This is a genomic window from Achromobacter sp. CF-sbj1-Ac2-l, assembly GCF_052698165.1.
The window spans coordinates 2987002-3004631 of the sequence record NZ_CP199855.1 but is presented as its reverse complement, the minus strand read 5'-3'; the positions used below and the strand labels follow the sequence as shown (position 1 = coordinate 3004631).

Genomic DNA, 17630 nt, shown 5'->3' with positions numbered 1-17630 from the left:
ACCGCGCGTGATCGCCACGCGCGCCCCGCCTCTGCACAATCAGGCCGCCGCCCAGCGCCCCGTGCGCGCCGCGCCAGGCTAGGGGGAAACCCAGCGTGAAATACATCCTGCGCCGCATCGCGGCCGTCATTCCCGTCATGGCCGTGGTGGCGGTCGTGGTGTTCATGTTGATCCACCTGTCGCCGGGCGACCCGGCGGCGGTGATCGCGGGCGACAACGCCACCACCGAGGACGTCGAGAAGATTCGCCAGAACCTGGGCCTGGACAAGCCGCTGCTGACGCAGTTCGGCATCTGGGTCGGGCATCTGGCCACCGGCGACCTGGGCACCTCGATCGCCACCCAGATGCCGGTGGCGCAACTGATCGGCCAGCGCATGGGGCCGACCCTGTCGATCGCCATCTTCACCATGCTGTTCGCGGTGCTGGTCGCCGTGCCGCTGGGCGTGCTGGCGGCCTGGAATGCCGGGCGCTTGCTGGACCGGCTGGTGATGATCGGCGCGGTCTGTGCCTTCTCGGTGCCGGTGTTCCTGATCGGCTACAGCCTCGTGTACGGCTTTTCCATCAAGCTGGGCTGGCTGCCGGTGCAAGGCTACAAGCCGCTGGCCGACGGCCTGGCGCCGTATCTGCGGCACCTGGTGCTGCCCTGTCTGTCGCTGGGGCTGGTGTACATGGCCCTGCTGACCCGCATGACCCGCGCCACCATGCTGGAGGCGCTGTCGGAAGACTACATCCGCACCGCGCGCGCCAAGGGCCTGGCGGCCGGCCCGATCGTCTGGCACGCGCTCAAGAACGCCGCCAACCCCATCGTCACCACCATCGGCGTCGGCGTGGCGCTGCTGATCGGCGGCGTGGTGGTCACGGAAACCGTGTTCGCCATTCCCGGCCTGGGCCGCCTGACCATCGACGCCGTGCTGCGCCACGACTATCCCGTGATCCAGGGCGTGCTGCTGGTCGCCTCGGGCATCTACGTGCTGATCAACCTGCTGGTCGACCTGAGCTACCGCCTGTTCGACCCGCGCATCCGCTATTGAAAAGGGGCGATCCATGACCACCACCACCCTGCCCCTGGCCGCGGCGCGCCCGCGCTGGCGCCGCGCCGGCCGCTCGCTGCGCCGCCACCCGATGCTGTACGTCGGCTGCGCCATCCTGCTGGCGCTCGCGCTGATCGCGCTGGCCGCGCCCTGGCTGACCGCGGTCGATCCGCTGGACATCAACCCGATGGCGCGCATGAAGCCGCCGTCGGCCGAACACTTCTTCGGCACCGACGCGCTGGGCCGCGATGTCTATGCCCGCACCTTGTGGGGAGCGCGCGTATCGCTGCTGGTCGGCGTCGTGGTCGCGCTGGTGTCGACCGCGGGCGGCGTCCTGCTGGGCATGCTGGCCGGCTACTTCCGCCGCCTGGACGCCGTGATCATGCGCATCATGGACGGCCTGATGGCGATTCCGGGCGTGCTGCTGGCGATCGCGCTGATGGCCACGCTCAAGGGCGGCCTGGGCACCGTGATCGTGGCCATCGTGGTGCCCGAGGTGCCGCGCGTGGTGCGGCTGGTGCGCGCCCTGGTGCTGACCATCCGCGAGCAGCCCTATATCGAGGCGGCGGTGGCCGCCGGCACGCGCGTGCCGGCCATCCTGCTGCGCCACATCCTGCCCAACCTGTTCGCGCCGCTGATGGTGCAGGCCACCTTCATCGCGGCCTCGGCCATCCTGACCGAGGCGGTGCTGAGCTTCCTGGGCGTGGGCATCCCGCCGCAGATCCCGAGCTGGGGCAACATCATGGCCGAGGGCCGCAACTTTGTCGCGGTGGCGTTCCACATCATCCTGTATCCGGGCCTGTTCCTGGGCGTGGCCGTGCTGGCCGTCAATCTGGTGGGCGACGGGCTGCGCGACATGCTCGATCCGCGCCTGGCGAAAAAGCTGTAGGAGCGCGCATGCCATCCCAACCTGTCCTGCAAGTGAATGACCTGACCACCTGTTTCGACGGCGACGAGACCACGGTGCTGGCCGTGGACGGCCTGTCGTTCGACCTGATGCCGGGCGAGACCCTCGGCCTGGTGGGCGAATCCGGCTGCGGCAAGAGCGTCACGTCGCTGTCCATCATGCGGCTGCTGCGCACGCCCGGGCGCGTGGCGCGCGGCAGCGTCGAATTCGACGGCCGCGACCTGCTGGCCCTGCCCGAGAAGGCCATGCGGGCCGTGCGCGGCAACCAGTTGTCGATGATCTTCCAGGAGCCGATGACCTCGCTCAATCCGGTCTTCACGATCGGCCGCCAGATCAGCGAGCCGCTGATGCTGCACCAGGGCCTGTCGCGGCGCGAGGCCATGCAGCAGGCCGAGGCGCTGCTGGAGCTGGTGCAGATCTCCGACCCGGCGCGGCGCGTGCACGAATACCCCTACCAGCTATCCGGCGGCATGCGCCAGCGCGCCATGATCGCCATGGCGCTGGCCTGCCAGCCCAAAGTGCTGATCGCCGACGAGCCGACCACCGCGCTGGACGTGACCATCCAGGCGCAGATCCTGCACCTGCTGCGCGACATCCAGGCGCGGCTGGGCACGGCCATCGTGCTGATCACCCACGACCTGGGCGTGGTGGCGCAGATGTGCCAGCGCGTCATCGTCATGTACGCGGGCCGCAAGGTCGAGGAAGGCAGCGTCGACGACGTGCTGGACCGCGCCGCCCATCCCTATACCCAGGCGCTGATCCGTTCGCTGCCCGACTTCGTCGACGGCCAGGACCACAGCGCCCGCCTGGCCGAGCTGCCCGGCATCGTGCCGGTGGTGACGCCCGAATCGCGCGGCTGCGCCTTTGCCGCGCGCTGTCCCCAGGCCCTGCCGCGCTGTGCCGACGAGACGCCGCCCGAGGTCGCCGCCGGCGACCGCCACCGCGTCTGGTGCTGGGCGCGCCAGGCCGCGCCGGCCGCCACGATGGAGCAAGACCCGCGATGAACCTGCACGACGCCCCCTTTCCCGCCGCCGTCGCCACGGCGTCCGCCGCCCCCATGCTGCAAGTGACCGACCTGAAGAAGCACTTCCCGCTGGAGGGCGGCAAGGTGCTGCGCGCCGTGGACGGCGTGTCGCTGTCGGTGGCGCGCGGCCAGACCCTGAGCCTGGTGGGCGAGTCCGGCTGCGGCAAGTCGACCACCGGCAAGTGCCTGATCCGCCTGACCGATCCCACCGCGGGCCGCATCCTGCTCGAAGGCGCCGACCTGGCCGCGATGAACAGCGGCCAGTTGCGCGCCATGCGGCGGCGCATGCAGTTCATCTTCCAGGACCCGTTTTCGTCGATGAACCCGCGCATGCGGGTGCGCGACATCATCGGCGAGCCGCTGCGCAACTTCGGCTACGGCCGCGAGGCCATCCGCGAACGGGTGGCGCAGTTGCTGGCCCGCGTCAGTCTGCGCCCGGACGCCGCCGACCGCTACCCGCACGAGTTCTCCGGCGGCCAGCGCCAGCGCATCGTCATCGCCCGCGCCCTGGCGCCGGAACCAGGCCTGATCGTCTGCGACGAACCGGTCTCGGCGCTGGACGTGTCGGTGCAGGCGCAGGTCATCAACCTGCTTATGGATTTGCAGCGCGACCTGGGCCTGACCTATGTGTTCATCTCGCACGACCTGAGCGTGGTGCGCCACATCAGCCACCAGGTGGCGGTGATGTACCTGGGCAGGATCGTCGAGACCGGCACCCGCGACGCGGTCTTCAACCACCCGGCCCACCCCTACACCCGCGCCCTGCTGGCCGCGGTGCCCTCGGCCCGTCGCGGCGAACGCGCGCCCGTCGCGGTGCTCAAGGGCGAGATTCCCAGTCCGCTGGCGCCGCCGTCCGGTTGCGCCTTCCGCACCCGCTGTCCGCAGGCGCAGGCCCGCTGCGCCCAGGAAACGCCCGTGGCGCGCCCGGTCGGCGCCGGCCAGTTGGTCGCTTGCCATTTCGCCTGAGCCGCCTCGACATTCACCGGAGATCCCATGACTTCATCCGAATCGCAGCCTTTCGACTACCTGTTTGTCGGCGGCACCGTCATCGACGGCGCCAACACGCCAGGACGGCGCGCCGACCTCGGCGTGCGGGGCGACCGCATCGCCGCCATCGGCGACCTGTCCGACGCCCCGGCGCGCCACCGGATCGACGTCGCCGGCCAGGTGCTGGCGCCGGGATTCATCGACTCGCACACCCACGACGACAACTACCTGCTCAAGCGCCGCGACATGACCCCCAAGATATCCCAGGGCGTCACCACGGTGGTCACGGGAAACTGCGGCATCAGCCTGGCGCCGCTGGCGCACGCCAACCCGCCGGCGCCGCTCGACCTGCTGGACGAAGGCGGCTCGTACCATTTCACGCGTTTCGCCGACTATCTTGACGCCTTGCGCGCCACGCCCGCGGCGGTCAACGCCGCCTGCATGGTGGGCCACTCGACGTTGCGCGCCGCCGTCATGCCCGACCTGCAACGCGCGGCCACCGACGCCGAGATCGACGCCATGCGCGCGCTGGCCGAGGAAGCCATGGCCAGCGGCGCCATCGGCATTTCCACCGGCGCCTTCTACCCGCCCGCGGCCCGCGCCACCACCGAGGAGATCATCGAGGTCTGCCGCCCGCTGAGCACACATGGCGGCATCTACGCCACCCACATGCGCGACGAAGGCGAACACATCGTGGCGGCGCTGGAGGAGACCTTCCGCATCGGCCGCGAGCTGGACGTGCCGGTGGTGATCTCGCACCACAAGGTCATGGGCCAGCCCAATTTCGGCCGCTCGCGCGAGACGCTGCCGCTGATCGAGGCCGCGATGGCGCGCCAGGACGTGTCGCTGGATGCCTATCCCTACGTGGCCGGCTCGACCATGCTCAAGCAGGACCGCGTGCTGCTGGCCGGCCGCACCATCATCACCTGGTGCAAGCCCTTTCCCGACCTGAGCGGGCGCGACCTGGACGAGGTCGCGGCCGAGCGTGGCAAGTCCAAGTACGACGTGGTGCCCGAGCTGCAGCCGGCCGGCGCCATCTACTTCATGATGGACGAACCCGACGTGCAGCGCATTCTGGCGTTCGGCCCCACCATGATCGGCTCGGACGGCCTGCCGCACGACGAGCGCCCCCACCCGCGGCTGTGGGGCACCTTTCCGCGGGTGCTGGGCCACTACGCCCGCGACCTGGGCCTGTTCCCGCTGGAGACGGCGGTCTGGAAGATGACCGGCCTGACGGCCCAGCGCTTCGGCCTGGCCGAACGCGGGCAACTGCGGCCGGGCTACTTCGCCGACCTGGTGGTGTTCGATCCCGCCACCGTGGCCGATACCGCCACCTTCGAGCGGCCGACCGAACGCGCCGCCGGCATCCATTCGGTGTATGTCAACGGCGCGCCCGTCTGGCGCGAGCAGGCCTTCACAGGCCGGCATGCCGGCCGCGTGCTGGCGCGCACGCCCGCCTGAGCCTCGCCGCCTTATACAATCCGGCGTACGCGCGGCGGGGCTTGCGGGCCCCGCCCCTCCTTCGCCAACCCCCTAGACGCCCGGACCGCTACATGGCCCCTACCCGCAAGACGGCCCCACCCGACATCGTGGGCAAGGAAGTAATGGGCGCCCGCCTGCGCGCCGAGCGCAAGGCCCGGAAAATGACGCTGCAGGCCCTGTCGCAAGCCAGCGGCATCGCGGTATCGACGCTGTCCAAGGCCGAGCTGGGCCAGATCGCCCTGAGCTACGAGAAATTCGCCGCGCTGGCGCGCGCGCTGGACATCGACATGACGCGCATGTTCATGCTGGGCGACGCGCCCCAGGCCGAGGTGGCCCCCACCTACGTAAAGAACAAGCTCAGCGACGCCCGCGACTACGCCACCGACAACTACCACTACCGGCTGCTGATGGGCGAATACCCGGGCAAGAAGATGATGCCGATGCTGGCGCTGATCGATTCGCGCAAGGTAGTCGAGTTCGAGGACTACATCCGCCACCCCGGGCAGGAATTCGCGCTGGTGTTGTCAGGCAAGGTCCGCATCCAGTTCGAGAACGGCGACAGCGTGGTGCTGAACCGGTTGGAGTCCGCCTATTTCGACAGCGGCATCGGCCACGTCTACCTGTCGCTGAGCAAGAAGCCCGCAGAAGTGCTGGCGGTCTGCAGCGACCTGGATGAAGTGCCGTCCCGCCTGAAGCCGGTGTCGCCCAAGAACTAGCCCTCAAGAAGCAGCCCCCCAAGAAGTAGTCTCCCAAGAAGTAGTCCCTTTCGCTTGCCCGCCTCCCGGCGGGCGCTCCCCCGCGCCTGGCCGAGGCCGGCATCGGCTACGGGAAATCCCGTAGAAACTTTCCTTCCCCGCCCGGGGTCACTCTTTATTCAGCTAATTGTCAGACTTAGCGCCTGACACGCCGCACGCTCGTGCGCTGGCGATCCCCGGGAGAATTCGATGCCGCCTTTGCCCCGTTCCTTGCGCCCCAGCCCCAGTGCAGCCGGCGCGGGGAGCGGCGCGGGCGCGCACGCGCTCGGCCCGCCCGGTTTGTCGGTGATGGATGCAACCGTGGTGCTGGTGGGTGTGGTGATCGGCATCGGCATCTTCGGCTTTCCGCCGCTGGTCGCGCAGCACGCCACGTCCGAGGCGATGTACCTGGCCTACTGGGCCGCGGGCGGACTGGTGATGCTGGTGGGCGCGCTCTGCTATGCCGAACTGGGCGCGGCCTATCCCGGCGCGGGCGGGGAATACCTGTATCTGTCGCGCGCCTGGGGGCCGCGGGTCGGCCTGCTGTTCGCCTGGGCGCGCTGCACCGTGATCCAGACCGGCGCGATCGCCGTGGTGGCCTTCATCTATGGCGACTACGCGCAACAACTGCTGCCGCTCGGCACGCATGGGGCCACCGTGCACGCGGCGCTGTCGGTGATCGGACTGACCGCGCTGAACGTGGCCGGCACGCGCCATTCCAAGCGCCTGCAATGGCTGTTCACGATCCTGACGCTGGTCGCGCTGACGGCGGTGCTGGGCGCCGCCCTGTTCACCGCCTCGCCCGCCGCCCCCGCGCCGGCGCCGCTGGGCGGCAACGCCGCCGGGCTGATGGGCATGGGCATGGTATTCGTGCTGCTGACCTACGGCGGCTGGAACGAGGCCGCCTATCTCAGCGGCGAGCTGCGCAATCCCGGCCGCAACATGGCGCGCGTGCTGCTGATCGGCACCGTGGTGGTGACCGGCGCCTATCTCTTGACCAACCTCGCCCTGCTGGAACTGTTCGGCCTGCAAGGGCTGCGCGACACGCCGGCGCTGGGCGCGGCGGTGATGCAACTGGCCGCCGGTCCGTATGCCGCCGCCCTGCTGAGCCTGGTGATCTGCGCCACCGCGCTCAGCACCATCAACGGCACCATCATCACCGGTGCCCGCGTCTATTACGCGCTGGGCCGCGACGTGCCGCGGCTGCGCGCGCTGGCCGGCTGGAGCGAACGCAATGAAACGCCGGTCAGCGCGCTGTTGGCGCAAGGCGTCATCACGCTGGTCCTGCTGGCGGTGGGCGCCTTCAGCCACAACGCGGTGCAGACCATGGTGGCCTACACCGCGCCGGTGTTCTGGCTGTTCATGCTGCTGGTGGCCGCATCGGTATGGCGCCTGCGGCAGCGTGACCCCGCGCGCGCCCGGCCGTTTCGCGTGCCCCTGTATCCGCTGACCCCTGCCCTGCTGGCGCTGACCTGCGCCGGCCTGGTCTATTCCAGCGCCGCCTACGCTGGCGCCGGGGCCCTGATCGGCCTGGGCGTACTGGTGCTGGGCGTGCCGATGCTGCGACTGCTGCGCCCGCACGAAGCGCGCGACCTGGACAGGCGTGGTCCGCAATGAGCCGCCCCTCCCGCTTTTCTTTGCCCTAGGAGTCTTCATCATGCAACGTGCCCATTCGTCCCATTCGCCCGCCCGCCGCTGGCCCCTCATGGCATCGGCGCTGGCGCTGGCCCTGTCCCTTGCGGTGCTGGCCGAGGCCCGCGCCGATGCCGCCAGCCCGCGGGCTGCCGCGACCGAAGACTACGTGCCCGATGTCGGCCAGGATGGCAAGGACGTCATCTGGGTGCCGACTCCGCAGACGCTGGTGGACAAGATGCTCGACATGGCCCAGGTCACGCCGCAGGACCGCCTGATGGACCTGGGATCCGGCGACGGCCGCACCGTCATCACCGCCGCCCAGCGCGGCCTGACCGCCAAGGGCATCGAGTACAACCCCGACCTGGTGGCGCTCTCGCGCAGCAATGCCGCCAAGGCGGGCGTGTCCCGCCGCGCCACCTTCGAGGTCGCCGACCTGTTCGAAACCGACCTGTCGCAGGCCGACGTCATCACCATGTTCCTGTTGTCGACCATCAACGAGAAGCTGCGGCCCAAGCTGCTGGAGCTGCCGCCGGGCACCCGCATCGTGTCCAACACCTTCCGCATGGGCGACTGGGAGCCGGATGCCTCCGAAACCGTCACCGAGGCCTGCCAGACCTACTGCAACGCGCTGCTGTGGGTGGTGCCGGCCAGGGTCGACGGCCGCTGGCAGGTGGGCGGCCGCACGCTGCAACTGGAACAGCGGTACCAGATGCTGTCGGGCAAGCTCGGATCCAGCGAGATCTCGGACGCGCGAATGGATGGCCGCACCATCTCGTTCACCGCCGACGGCATACGCTACACCGGCGAAGTCAACGGCGCCACCATGCAGGGCAGCGCCGCCGGCAAGGGCGAATGGTCGGCCCGTCGCATCTAGGGCGGCCGCCCCGCGGGAGCCGGACGCGGCGTCAGCGCGGCGCGGTCTGGATCACCCGGTGCACGAACTGCAGCTTGCCCACCACCGCGGCGGGCAGCACAAAGGGATAGAAGTCGCGCTGGCCCATGCTGCGCGACAGCTCGTTGAGCACGCCGGTCAGCGCCACCCAGCCATTGACCAGATCGAGAAAGCGCTGACCTTCGGGATCGTCCGGGTCGTACAGCGACGCCCGGGTGAAGGGATCGCTGGCCTGGTCCAGCGGCAGCCGCGCCATGCCGAAGCTGAAGGCGGTGTCCAGCGCGTCCATCATGTGCAGGTAGTGGGCCCAGGTCTCGGCCCAGTCTTCCCAAGGATGCGACGAAGCGTAGGCGCTGATGAAGCGCTGCGCCCAATCGGCCGGCGCGCCCTGGTCGTAATGGCGCCGCAATGCCTGCGCGTAGTCATCGCGCTCGTCGCCGAACACCTGGCGGAATGGCGCCAGCCAGGGGCCGCCGGCCACCAGCCGATCCCAGTAGAAATGGCCGATCTCATGGCGGAAATGCCCCACCAGCGTGCGGTATGGCTCGTGCATCGCCTCACGCACCTGGACCCGGTACGCGTCGTCAGCCTCGTGGATATTGAGCGTGATCAGCCCCTGGCCGTGTCCCGTGAGCAGCGGCGAGCCATCGTCGGGCGGCGCCAGCAGGTCGAACGCCAGCCCGCCGTCGCCCGGCGTGCGCGCCCGCGGGATCGGCAGTCCCAGCGTCAGCAGTTGGGCGATCACCTGGCGCTTGGCGCTCTCGACCTTGCGCCACAGCGTCCCGTTGCCCGGCACCGACAGGTCGGGAATGGTGCGATTGAGGCCGCAGGCGATACAGAGATGATCGGCGCGCGCGGCCGGCAGCAGCCAATTGCAGGCAGCCGGCGACGAAAAATTGGCGCAGCGCTTGAAGATTCTGCCGCGCACCCGCCCGGCCTCGACCCAGGCGCCTTCCGTCTTGCCCGGGTCCAGCGCGACGATGTGGCCGTGGCGCGGATCGAAGCCCAGTTGCCGGTGGCAGTTAAGGCACTCGGTGTTGTTGAAGAACACCCGCTGGCCGCAGACACACTGGAATGCCTTGGCGCGGGCGTGACGCTGCCGCGGACGCCGGCGCTCGGGCGCGTTCAACTGGCGGCTCAGGGCATCGAAGAAAGGATTCATGCGACCGGTCTCCGGGCTACAGCGGCGCGGCCTGGACCGCCACCGCCTGTTCCAGCCGCAGGCCGCGCCGCTGGGTGTCCAGCGTCACCAGCGCGCCGAGGGGCAGCGTCAGGTTGGGGTCGCCATGGCCGCTGGGCCAGGCGGCCAGCACCGGGATGCCGCGCGCCTGGAATTGCTCCAGCAGCAGCGGGAACAACAGGCTCTGGCCGACCGCGTCGCCCCCCGGCAGCCCCAGCCGGGTGAAATTGCCGGCCAGCACGCCCTTGATGCGATCGAACTTGCCTGCCGCGCGCAACTGCGACAGCAACCGATCGATGCGCGGCAGCGCCTCATTGACATCCTCGATGAACAGGATCGCGTCCCGTGTCGCGATCTCGTGGCGCGAGCCGATCATGGCCGCGACCAGCGCCAGGTTGCCGCCCACCAGCCGGCCGCTGGCCACGCCGGGCGCCAGCACCACCGGGTTGGATTCCGGCGGCGCGTCGATCCAGCCGCCCTGCCCGATCTGGCCGCCGACCATCGCCAGCACGTGGCTGGCGGTTGGCTCCTGTTTACCCGCCACCAGGTCCTGCGCCAGCATCGGCCCGTGAAACGTCACGAAGCCCGCGTGACGCTGGATCGCCAGGTGCAGCGCAGTGATGTCGCTATAGCCGATGAAGGGCTTGGGGTGCTGGCGCAGCAGGCCGATATCGAGCCGATCCGCCAGCCGCCAGGAGCCGAACCCGCCCTGCAGGCACCACACCGCGTCAATGGCCGGATCGGCAAAGGCCGCGTGCAGGTCGTTGAGCCGGGCGTCGTCGTCACCGGCCAGGTAGTCGTACGGCGCGTCGCCGCGGGTCAAGGCGGCCGGCATGATGCGCGGGTCGTAACCGCGCGCCTGCAGCCATTCGGCCGCCTCGAAAGCCGCGCCCTCGGCGGCGGAGGCCGGCGCCACGATGGCAACGCGCCCCCCCGGCCGCAGGGCTGGCACGGGCGCATCGCGCCGCGGCGCCGCGGCGGACTGCGCGGAAGACGGCGCCGCCGCGCCGCGATCGCCCGGCCCGGCCACCCGGCTTGCACACCCCGCCAGCGCCAGACCGGACAGGCCCAGCGCGCCGGCGGCCTTGAGCAGGCCGCGCCGTGCGGGATCGTTCAGAGCGCGCCCCTCGCCTTGCCTTGCGGGCATATGCCATCCTTTTTAGATGATGTTTTATTGTTCTTATTTATCAATAAGTTAAATGATAAACCGAGAATCCAGATGAAGTCTGGAGCACGTTATCCCAGAATTCACTTCAACTTATTCCAGAATCTACTTTAAGTGCGTAACGGCCCATCCGGCAGGCGAGCTCCGTCTCGAATCCGCCCGCGTTCCGCCTCCGGCATCCTGACCTGCGCCGCTAGAAGCGTTCGTACTCCAGCCGGTAGCGCCACTGCCCCACCGCCAGTCCGGCCATCGGCAGGCGGCCGATGCGGATGCGGCGCAAGGCTTGCAGTTGCAGGCCGACGCTGTCACAGGCGTACTCGATGAAGCCCAATGCGGGCGTCTTCAACGCAAAGCGCAGATGGCTTTCGTTCTGCCAACTGACCTTCATCGGCGCGGCCGGCCGGCCCTCATAGGCCAGGCCGCGCTGCAGGCGCGCCAGCGCCGCCGCATCGAGCGTGCCGCGCACCTGCGCGATGTATTCCTGCTCGACATGCCGCCCCTCTTCCAGCAACTTGCGCGCCACCGCGAACTCCTGGGTATAGACCACCAGTCCGCTGGCCGCGCGCTCGAGGGGCGTGGCCAGCTTCAGGCCATTGAACATGCGCTTGAGGTAGCGTTGCCCAGACCGGTCGCCAGGCATGAGGTTGGCTGGCACGACCAGGTTCAGCGCCGATTCGACCGGGTCCGAGGCCGACAGGCCGGCCGGCTTGTGCACCAGCACGCTGACCGGGCGCATTTCTTCCAGGCGGGCGCCGGGCAGCAGGCTGACCGTCTGGCCCGCCCGGACGCGATAGCCGGGCTCCTCGACCACCTTGCCGTCCACGGCGACCCAGCCGCCCTCGATATAGCGCTCGGCGTCGCCGCGCGAACAGGATTTTTCGGTGGCCAGGCGCTTGGCCAGGCGGACGCTGTCGCTCATGGCCGGCCCGCCTGTCGGAGGGTGGCCTGGGAACGGGAAGGGAAAGCAAGCGGCGGGTACGTCGTCATCTCGGATACTGCATCAAAAACGGAAAAGGCCGGCGTCGCGAGGCATCGCGCCAACGCGGTGACAGCGTCTGGCCCGAGATGTTACGCCCTTTCCCGAGGCGGCCGCGGCTCAGGCGCGGTCGCCTCGGGCGGCGGCACCTCGTCGACCCAGGCCTTGAGCAACGTCGAGGTCACCGCCAGGATCACCGGGCCGATGAACAGACCGACGATGCCAAAGGCGAACATGCCGCCCAGCACACCGGCCAGGATCAGCAGCATCGACAGGTTCACGCCGCGCTTGATCAGCATCGGCCGCAGCAGATTGTCGAGCATGGTCACCAGCGCTGCCCACACCAGCAGCAGGATCGCGGCCACTTTCATATCGTTCTGGAACAGCCAGATCACCCCGCCCAGCAACGGCAGGAACGGCCCCAGTTGGGCCAGGCACAGCATCAACATCAGCGCGGTGATGATCCCCGCCGCCGGCACCCCGGCGATCCACAGGCCCAGCCCGCCCAGCGCCGACTGCACCACCGCCGTCACCACGATACCCAGCGCCACGGCGCGTATCGACAGCCCCGCCAGGAGGATCGCCGCCACGCCGCGATGGCCGGCCAGGCGGTTGGCGAAGCGCTGCACGAAATTGGCGGCGACGTCGCCCTGGCTATAGAGAATGCCGGCGATGACGATAGTGATCAGCATGTGCATGACAAACACGCCAACGATGGCCGCATTGCTCAGCAGCCACTTGGCCGCCATGGTCACATAGGGCTCCAGGCGCGCCAGCAGCCCGCCCGCGCCGGCGTCGGCCAGCGCCTGCCATTCCTGCGCGATGCGCGGCCCGCCCAGCGGGATGCCCTGCACCCAGCCCGGCGGCGCCATCAGGGCGTAATCGGGCAGACTCTTGATCGCGGTCATGATGGCGCCGCCATGCAGCGCCAGGGTCGAGATGGCCTGGTACAGCGGCAGCACGATCACCACCAGCAGCACGATCAGCATGGCCACCGTCGCCATCCAGCGTCGGCCGCCGCAGCGCTTTTGCACCGCCAGCATCACCGGCCAGGTGGCCACCACGATGGTGGTGGCCCAGATCAGCCCGAACAGGAAGGGTTTCAGCACGTAGAGGCTGCCGATCATCAGGGCCGACAGGATGACGATGACGAGCAGATTGCGGGCAAGGTCCGCGGGCGGGCGTGGGTTCGGGTTCAAACGGTGCTCCAGGCAGCGGCCGCGCAAGGATCGGGCCGTGTACGAATTTATCCGAAAACCCCGTCGACATCCCTATTTGGCCCCGCCGGGCGTGGGCCGCACCGCCACCCGGGCGGCGATCAGGTGGTGCGTCAGCTCCAGCAACTGCTCATCGCGCGTCCGCAACTGGCCCAGCAGGTCCGTCAACTGGGCGTCGCTGGCCGCCAGCCGCTGGGTCAGGTCCTGTTCGCGGCGACGCGAGGCCTGCAGCGCCTCCTGGGCGACGGCCACGTCGGCCAGTTGCCGGCTCAACTGCGCCTGAGCCTCGCCGCGCGCGGCCAGCACCTCGGCCTGGGCCGCCCGCAGCCGGTCGGCGGCATCCGATTCCGCGCCGCGCAGGCGCTCGGCCGCCTGAGCCAGCGCCTGGCGCGCCTGTTCGGCCTGTTGCTGCTGGGCGGCCTGGAGTTCATCCAGCCGCGCTTGCAGGCGTTTGACGTTGCCGCGCTCGGCGTCCAGTTCATTGAGCCAGCGGCGCTCGTGAGCGGCATGGCGCTCCTGCGCGGCGGCCAGGGCCTCGGCCTGCTCGCCCCGGGCGCGCTCGGCATCGGCCACGTGCGCCAGCAAGGCATTGCGCGCGTCCGCCAGTTGCCGCTGCTCGATCGCCAGGGCCTCGTCGCGCTGGCGCAACTGCGCCTCGGCGGCCCGCAGGCGTTCCTCGGTGGCGGCCAGTTGCCCGGTCGCCACCTTCAAGCCCTCCTGCAGGTCGCGCTCGCGGTTTTCCAGGTTTGCCTCGCGCTGGCGCAACTGTTCGGTGAGCGCATCGAGCCGCTCGCCCTCTTCGTGCAGTTCGGCCCAGCGCTGGCGGTTGGCCTCGGCCTGTTCGGCGCGGGCGGCGGCCAGCGCCGATTCCCAGAAATGCGCGGCCGCCTGGGCCACTGGTTCGGGCACGGCGGCCGGCGCGGAGAAGGCGCCAGGATCCTGGATGCGGGCCCCCAGCGAACGGAACCAGGATTCCAGGTGCGGACTGACCGTATTGGGGGAGCCTCGCCCGATCTTCTGACGCACCCGTTCGATGGTCGGCCGCGCCCCTTCCAGCAGCAAGGCGTCGGAGGCACGCCAGACATCCCCTTCCGTAATTCCCGTGGCCATGGCTCGTTTTTCCCGGATCAAGGCGGTTTTTACTCACGATAATGGAATCTTATCGTGAGTAATTTCATATATGCGTTAGATATCATACAGCATATGTATGAAATTATATTTTCAGCGCCATGGGAGGCGTGCCCCCCGCGCGAGAGGTGAAATCCGGCCCCGGCGCGCGCCCTAACGGGCAACCACCCTGCCCGCGCTCTCCCGGACCAGGGCGGCCAGCCTGTCGGCGGCGGGCGCCAGCCTGCGCCCACGCAGGGTCAGGAGTCCCATCTGGCGCGTCAGGGGCGGCGACAGCCGGCAGATCCGCAGCCCCCTGGGCGGCCTGACGGGCAAGGCCAGGCGCGGAAGAATGGCCACGCCCAGCCCGGCCGCGGCCATCGCGATCAGGGTGTGGGCCTGTATGCACTCGTACTTCGGCGTCAGGCGGATGCGCGCCCGCGCCGCCGCCTGGTCCAGCAGGACGCGCAGCGACGTGGCGTTGCTGAGCAGCAGCAAGGGCAAGCGGGCGACGTCCTTCAGCGCCATGGGGTCCGCCGCATCCGGGTAGAGACGGGGCGCCATCAGCGCGCAGATCTCTTCGGTCACCAGCGGTTCGAAATCGCAGTCGGCGCCCATCGGACCGGGGACCACACCGAAATCCGCCTCGCCCTGCAGCACCTGGGCCTGCACGTCCCCCGACTGCCGCTCCCGCACCGACATCCGCACGCCGGGGTACAGGGTCTCGAACCGGGCCAGCACCGGCGGCAGCAGCGCGGCCGCGGCAATCGGCGTCGCCGCGACCGCCACGTGGCCGGCCTGCAAGGCCTGTGTCTCACGAACCTCCCGCACCCCCGCCTCGACCTCGCGCACGCCGCGCCGCGCGGCGTCGAGCAACTGCTTGCCGGCCGCCGTCAACTGGACACTGCGCGTGGTGCGATGGAACAGCTCGGCGCCGACCTGCGCCTCGAGCAATTTGATCTGCGCGCTGATCGCCGACTGCGAACGATGCACCTGCTCGGACGCGCCGCGAAAGCTCCGGGTCTCCGCGATCAGGAGAAAGGTGCGGAGCAAATTGAAATTGATATCGGAAGCCATTGATTAGTTTTTTTGAATAATCTCACCTGATTTTAGCGATTGTTCTTCATTGAGCGGCCCACTACATTCGCACCCCGACACGCACAGCAAGGAGCAAAGCGTGGCAGTTTCAGTGAGAGCAACACATCTATGAGCATTTCCGTTCTGGTGCTCTGCGAGCTGGGCCCCGCGCAAGAGGCGGCCCTGCGGCAGCGCTATCGACCCACGTTCGCGCTGACGCCCGAAGAGCGGGCCCGCATCGTGCAGACCCGCGGCGCCGAATTCGAGGCGGTGCTGACCATCGGCCTGCTGGGGCTGCGCGCCGATGAAATGGAAAGGCTGCCCCGCCTCAGGCTCGTCGCCAGCATGGGCGCCGGCTACGAGAACATCGACGTGACGGCGGCCAAGGCCCGCGGCATCTGGGTGACCAACGGGCGCGGCGCCAACGACGAATGCGTCGCCGACCATGCCATGGGCATGGTGATCGCGGCGATGCGCGACTTCCGTACCCTGGACCGGCTTTGCCGCGCGGGCGTCTGGCGCACCGCCATCGCCCTGCCCACCCACGTGTCCGGCAAGCGCCTCGGCATCCTGGGCCTGGGGGCGGTGGGCGAACGCATCGCCAGCCGCGCCCAGGCTTTCAGGATGCAGGTCGGCTACCACAACCGCCGCGCGCGGCGGGAATTCGACTATCAGTACTTCGACGACGCGCAGGCGCTGGCGCGCTGGTGCGACGTGCTGGTCTGCGCCATGCCCGGCGGCGCGGCGACCCGGCACATGGTGAATGCGGCCGTGCTGCGGGAACTCGGCCCGGGCGGCTACCTGGTCAATGTCGGCCGGGGCAGCATCGTCGATACGCAGGCCCTGGCCGCCGCGCTGGCCTGCGGCGGCATCGCCGGGGCGGCGCTGGATGTCTACGAAAGCGAACCCGCCCCGCCCCCGGCGCTGATCGCCCAGGACCGCCTGCTGCTGACTCCGCACGTGGGCGGCTGGTCGCCGGAGGCGATCGAAGCCCAGTTCGGGATCTTCATGCTTAACCTGGAGGGCGTGTTCTTCGGGCGGGGGCCTGTCACCCCGGTGTAGCGGCGCCGCGCTCCCCGGCGGGCAGTCTCGCCGCCGCCCGCTCGGGGCGCGTTCAGCCGCGCGCTCAACGTCCCGTTAAGGCGCGTTGAGCATTTGTCGATGGCCGCCCCCGCGCCGCCTTCCTACACTGTGGCCATCAATCCCTGGAGATGGCCATGATCCCCCCGCGCAGCATCCGTCTGGCAACCATTCTGCTTCCGCTCTGCCTGTTGTGGGGCGGCGGCGCCAGCGCCCAGTCCGCCACCGCCCCGGCCGCCTACCCGCAGCGGCCCGTCAACCTGATCGTGGCGTGGCCGCCCGGGGGCGCGGTGGATCTGCTGGCGCGACAGTTAGGCACCGTCCTGGCCAAGGACCTGGGCCAGCCCATCGTGATCGAGAACAAATCGGGCGCCAATGGCTCGATCGGGCATGCCCAGGCGGTGCGCGCCGCGCCCGATGGCTACACCGCCCTGCTGGCCACCAACAGCACCTTCGTGATCGGCCCGCACCTGTACAAGCAGTTGCCGTACCAGCATGAGCGCGACCTGGCCCCGGTGTCGCTGCTGGCCGCCAGTCCCCTGGTGCTGGCCGTCAATCCCGCGCTGAAGGTCAAGACCTTGACACAACTGCTGGCCCTGGCGCGCGAAAAACCCGGGCGGCTGACCTTTGCCTCGGGCGGCCAGGGATCCACCAGCCACCTGGCGGCCGAACAACTGATGGCCCTGACCGGCATCGAGATGACCCATATCCCCTACCAGGGCGGCGGCCCCGCCGGCACGGCGGTGATGAGCGGCGAAGTCGACATGGCCTTCCTTGACCTGGGCGTCTCGCTGCCGTTCCTGAATTCGGGGCGGCTGCTGCCCCTGGCCGTCTCCAGCGATCAACGCTCGCCGCTGCTGCCCGAGGTGCCGACCGTGGCCGAATCCGGCGTCAAGGACTTCGAAATCGCCACCGCCTTCGCCGTGTTCGTACCGGCGCGCACCCCCGCCCCGGTGATCGACCGGCTCCATGGCGCCCTGGTCAAGGCGCTCGGCGACGCCGACCTGCGGCAGAAGCTGATCCACCAGGGCGTGATCGTGATGGGCACCAGCCCGGCCGAACTGCGCGACTACACCACGCGTGAAAACCAGCGCTGGGGCAAGATCATCAGCGACCGCCACATTTCGGTGAACTGA

The 17630-nt window shown here is 69.4% G+C and carries 16 protein-coding genes; 10 read left to right on the top strand and 6 right to left on the bottom strand.

Features of this window, described 5'->3' with window-relative positions; all coding sequences use genetic code 11:
• Positions 1-95: 95 nt before the first annotated feature.
• The 8 genes from ACUDCK_RS13710 to ACUDCK_RS13675 all read left to right on the top strand — a co-directional run bounded on the left by ACUDCK_RS13710 (position 96) and on the right by ACUDCK_RS13675 (position 8674).
• Positions 96-1031 carry an ABC transporter permease gene (locus ACUDCK_RS13710; RefSeq protein WP_049073665.1) on the top strand — a complete coding sequence of 312 codons (936 nt, stop codon included), beginning with the start codon at positions 96-98 and terminating at the stop codon, positions 1029-1031.
• Between the two features lie 13 nt (positions 1032-1044).
• Entirely contained in the window at positions 1045-1920 is an 876-nt protein-coding gene (locus ACUDCK_RS13705) for an ABC transporter permease (protein ID WP_054502511.1), read from the top strand.
• A gap of 8 nt (positions 1921-1928) precedes the next feature.
• Entirely contained in the window at positions 1929-2942 is a 1014-nt protein-coding gene (locus ACUDCK_RS13700; RefSeq protein WP_244976928.1) for an ABC transporter ATP-binding protein, read from the top strand.
• A complete protein-coding gene (locus ACUDCK_RS13695; protein WP_054502513.1) occupies positions 2939-3928 on the top strand; it encodes an ABC transporter ATP-binding protein in 990 nt (329 codons plus the stop codon). The genes ACUDCK_RS13700 and ACUDCK_RS13695 overlap by 4 nt, the downstream gene beginning before the upstream one ends.
• 27 nt (positions 3929-3955) lie before the next feature.
• On the top strand, positions 3956-5410 hold the full coding sequence (locus ACUDCK_RS13690) for an N-acyl-D-amino-acid deacylase family protein (RefSeq protein WP_064522948.1): 1455 nt from the start codon (positions 3956-3958) through the stop codon (positions 5408-5410).
• Between the two features lie 92 nt (positions 5411-5502).
• On the top strand, positions 5503-6147 hold the full coding sequence (locus tag ACUDCK_RS13685) for a helix-turn-helix domain-containing protein (RefSeq protein WP_054502515.1): 645 nt from the start codon (positions 5503-5505) through the stop codon (positions 6145-6147).
• A 327-nt stretch (positions 6148-6474) separates the two neighbouring features.
• A complete protein-coding gene (locus tag ACUDCK_RS13680; RefSeq protein WP_144657310.1) occupies positions 6475-7782 on the top strand; it encodes an APC family permease in 1308 nt (435 codons plus the stop codon).
• Positions 7783-7822: 40 nt separating this feature from the next.
• Positions 7823-8674 carry an SAM-dependent methyltransferase gene (locus ACUDCK_RS13675; RefSeq protein WP_064528500.1) on the top strand — a complete coding sequence of 284 codons (852 nt, stop codon included), beginning with the start codon at positions 7823-7825 and terminating at the stop codon, positions 8672-8674.
• A gap of 31 nt (positions 8675-8705) precedes the next feature.
• Here ACUDCK_RS13675 and ACUDCK_RS13670 read toward each other — a convergent pair whose 3' ends face one another.
• The 6 genes from ACUDCK_RS13670 to ACUDCK_RS13645 all read right to left on the bottom strand — a co-directional run bounded on the left by ACUDCK_RS13670 (position 8706) and on the right by ACUDCK_RS13645 (position 15414).
• Positions 8706-9854, bottom strand: a complete 1149-nt coding sequence (locus ACUDCK_RS13670; RefSeq protein ID WP_175167831.1) for a zinc-binding metallopeptidase family protein — start codon at positions 9852-9854, stop codon at positions 8706-8708.
• Positions 9855-9870: 16 nt separating this feature from the next.
• Positions 9871-10824: a S66 peptidase family protein gene (locus ACUDCK_RS13665; protein ID WP_054502859.1), complete on the bottom strand. Its 954-nt coding sequence runs from the start codon at positions 10822-10824 to the stop codon at positions 9871-9873.
• 406 nt (positions 10825-11230) lie between these two features.
• The gene (locus tag ACUDCK_RS13660) at positions 11231-11956 is read right to left on the bottom strand and encodes an RNA pseudouridine synthase (protein ID WP_175167832.1); all 726 of its coding nucleotides are present in this window, start codon (positions 11954-11956) and stop codon (positions 11231-11233) included.
• A gap of 149 nt (positions 11957-12105) precedes the next feature.
• Positions 12106-13212, bottom strand: coding sequence for an AI-2E family transporter YdiK (ydiK, locus tag ACUDCK_RS13655; protein WP_175167833.1), 1107 nt, complete (start codon positions 13210-13212; stop codon positions 12106-12108).
• A 72-nt stretch (positions 13213-13284) separates the two neighbouring features.
• Positions 13285-14340, bottom strand: coding sequence for a DNA-binding protein (locus ACUDCK_RS13650; RefSeq protein WP_175167834.1), 1056 nt, complete (start codon positions 14338-14340; stop codon positions 13285-13287).
• A gap of 171 nt (positions 14341-14511) precedes the next feature.
• Positions 14512-15414: a LysR family transcriptional regulator gene (locus ACUDCK_RS13645; RefSeq protein ID WP_054502521.1), complete on the bottom strand. Its 903-nt coding sequence runs from the start codon at positions 15412-15414 to the stop codon at positions 14512-14514.
• Between the two features lie 129 nt (positions 15415-15543).
• Between ACUDCK_RS13645 and ACUDCK_RS13640 the strand changes: the two genes are divergently transcribed.
• Positions 15544-16476 (top strand): 2-hydroxyacid dehydrogenase, encoded by a 933-nt coding sequence (locus tag ACUDCK_RS13640; protein ID WP_175167835.1) that lies wholly within the window; start codon positions 15544-15546, stop codon positions 16474-16476.
• A gap of 155 nt (positions 16477-16631) precedes the next feature.
• A complete protein-coding gene (locus ACUDCK_RS13635; RefSeq protein ID WP_175167836.1) occupies positions 16632-17630 on the top strand; it encodes a Bug family tripartite tricarboxylate transporter substrate binding protein in 999 nt (332 codons plus the stop codon).

Bases quoted from the DNA above. Each gene is read 5' to 3' on its own strand.
- ACUDCK_RS13700 (WP_244976928.1), top strand. From the start codon at position 1,929: ATGCCATCCCAACCTGTCCTGCAAGTGAATGACCTGACCACCTGTTTC.
- ACUDCK_RS13690 (WP_064522948.1), top strand. From the start codon at position 3,956: ATGACTTCATCCGAATCGCAGCCTTTCGACTACCTGTTTGTCGGCGGC.
- ACUDCK_RS13670 (WP_175167831.1), bottom strand. From the start codon at position 9,854: ATGAATCCTTTCTTCGATGCCCTGAGCCGCCAGTTGAACGCGCCCGAG.
- ACUDCK_RS13650 (WP_175167834.1), bottom strand. From the start codon at position 14,340: ATGGCCACGGGAATTACGGAAGGGGATGTCTGGCGTGCCTCCGACGCC.
- ACUDCK_RS13675 (WP_064528500.1), top strand. From the start codon at position 7,823: ATGCAACGTGCCCATTCGTCCCATTCGCCCGCCCGCCGCTGGCCCCTC.
- ACUDCK_RS13705 (WP_054502511.1), top strand. From the start codon at position 1,045: ATGACCACCACCACCCTGCCCCTGGCCGCGGCGCGCCCGCGCTGGCGC.
- ACUDCK_RS13680 (WP_144657310.1), top strand. From the start codon at position 6,475: ATGGATGCAACCGTGGTGCTGGTGGGTGTGGTGATCGGCATCGGCATC.
- ACUDCK_RS13635 (WP_175167836.1), top strand. From the start codon at position 16,632: ATGATCCCCCCGCGCAGCATCCGTCTGGCAACCATTCTGCTTCCGCTC.
- ACUDCK_RS13685 (WP_054502515.1), top strand. From the start codon at position 5,503: ATGGCCCCTACCCGCAAGACGGCCCCACCCGACATCGTGGGCAAGGAA.
- ACUDCK_RS13660 (WP_175167832.1), bottom strand. From the start codon at position 11,956: ATGAGCGACAGCGTCCGCCTGGCCAAGCGCCTGGCCACCGAAAAATCC.
- ACUDCK_RS13695 (WP_054502513.1), top strand. From the start codon at position 2,939: ATGAACCTGCACGACGCCCCCTTTCCCGCCGCCGTCGCCACGGCGTCC.
- ACUDCK_RS13645 (WP_054502521.1), bottom strand. From the start codon at position 15,414: ATGGCTTCCGATATCAATTTCAATTTGCTCCGCACCTTTCTCCTGATC.
- ACUDCK_RS13640 (WP_175167835.1), top strand. From the start codon at position 15,544: ATGAGCATTTCCGTTCTGGTGCTCTGCGAGCTGGGCCCCGCGCAAGAG.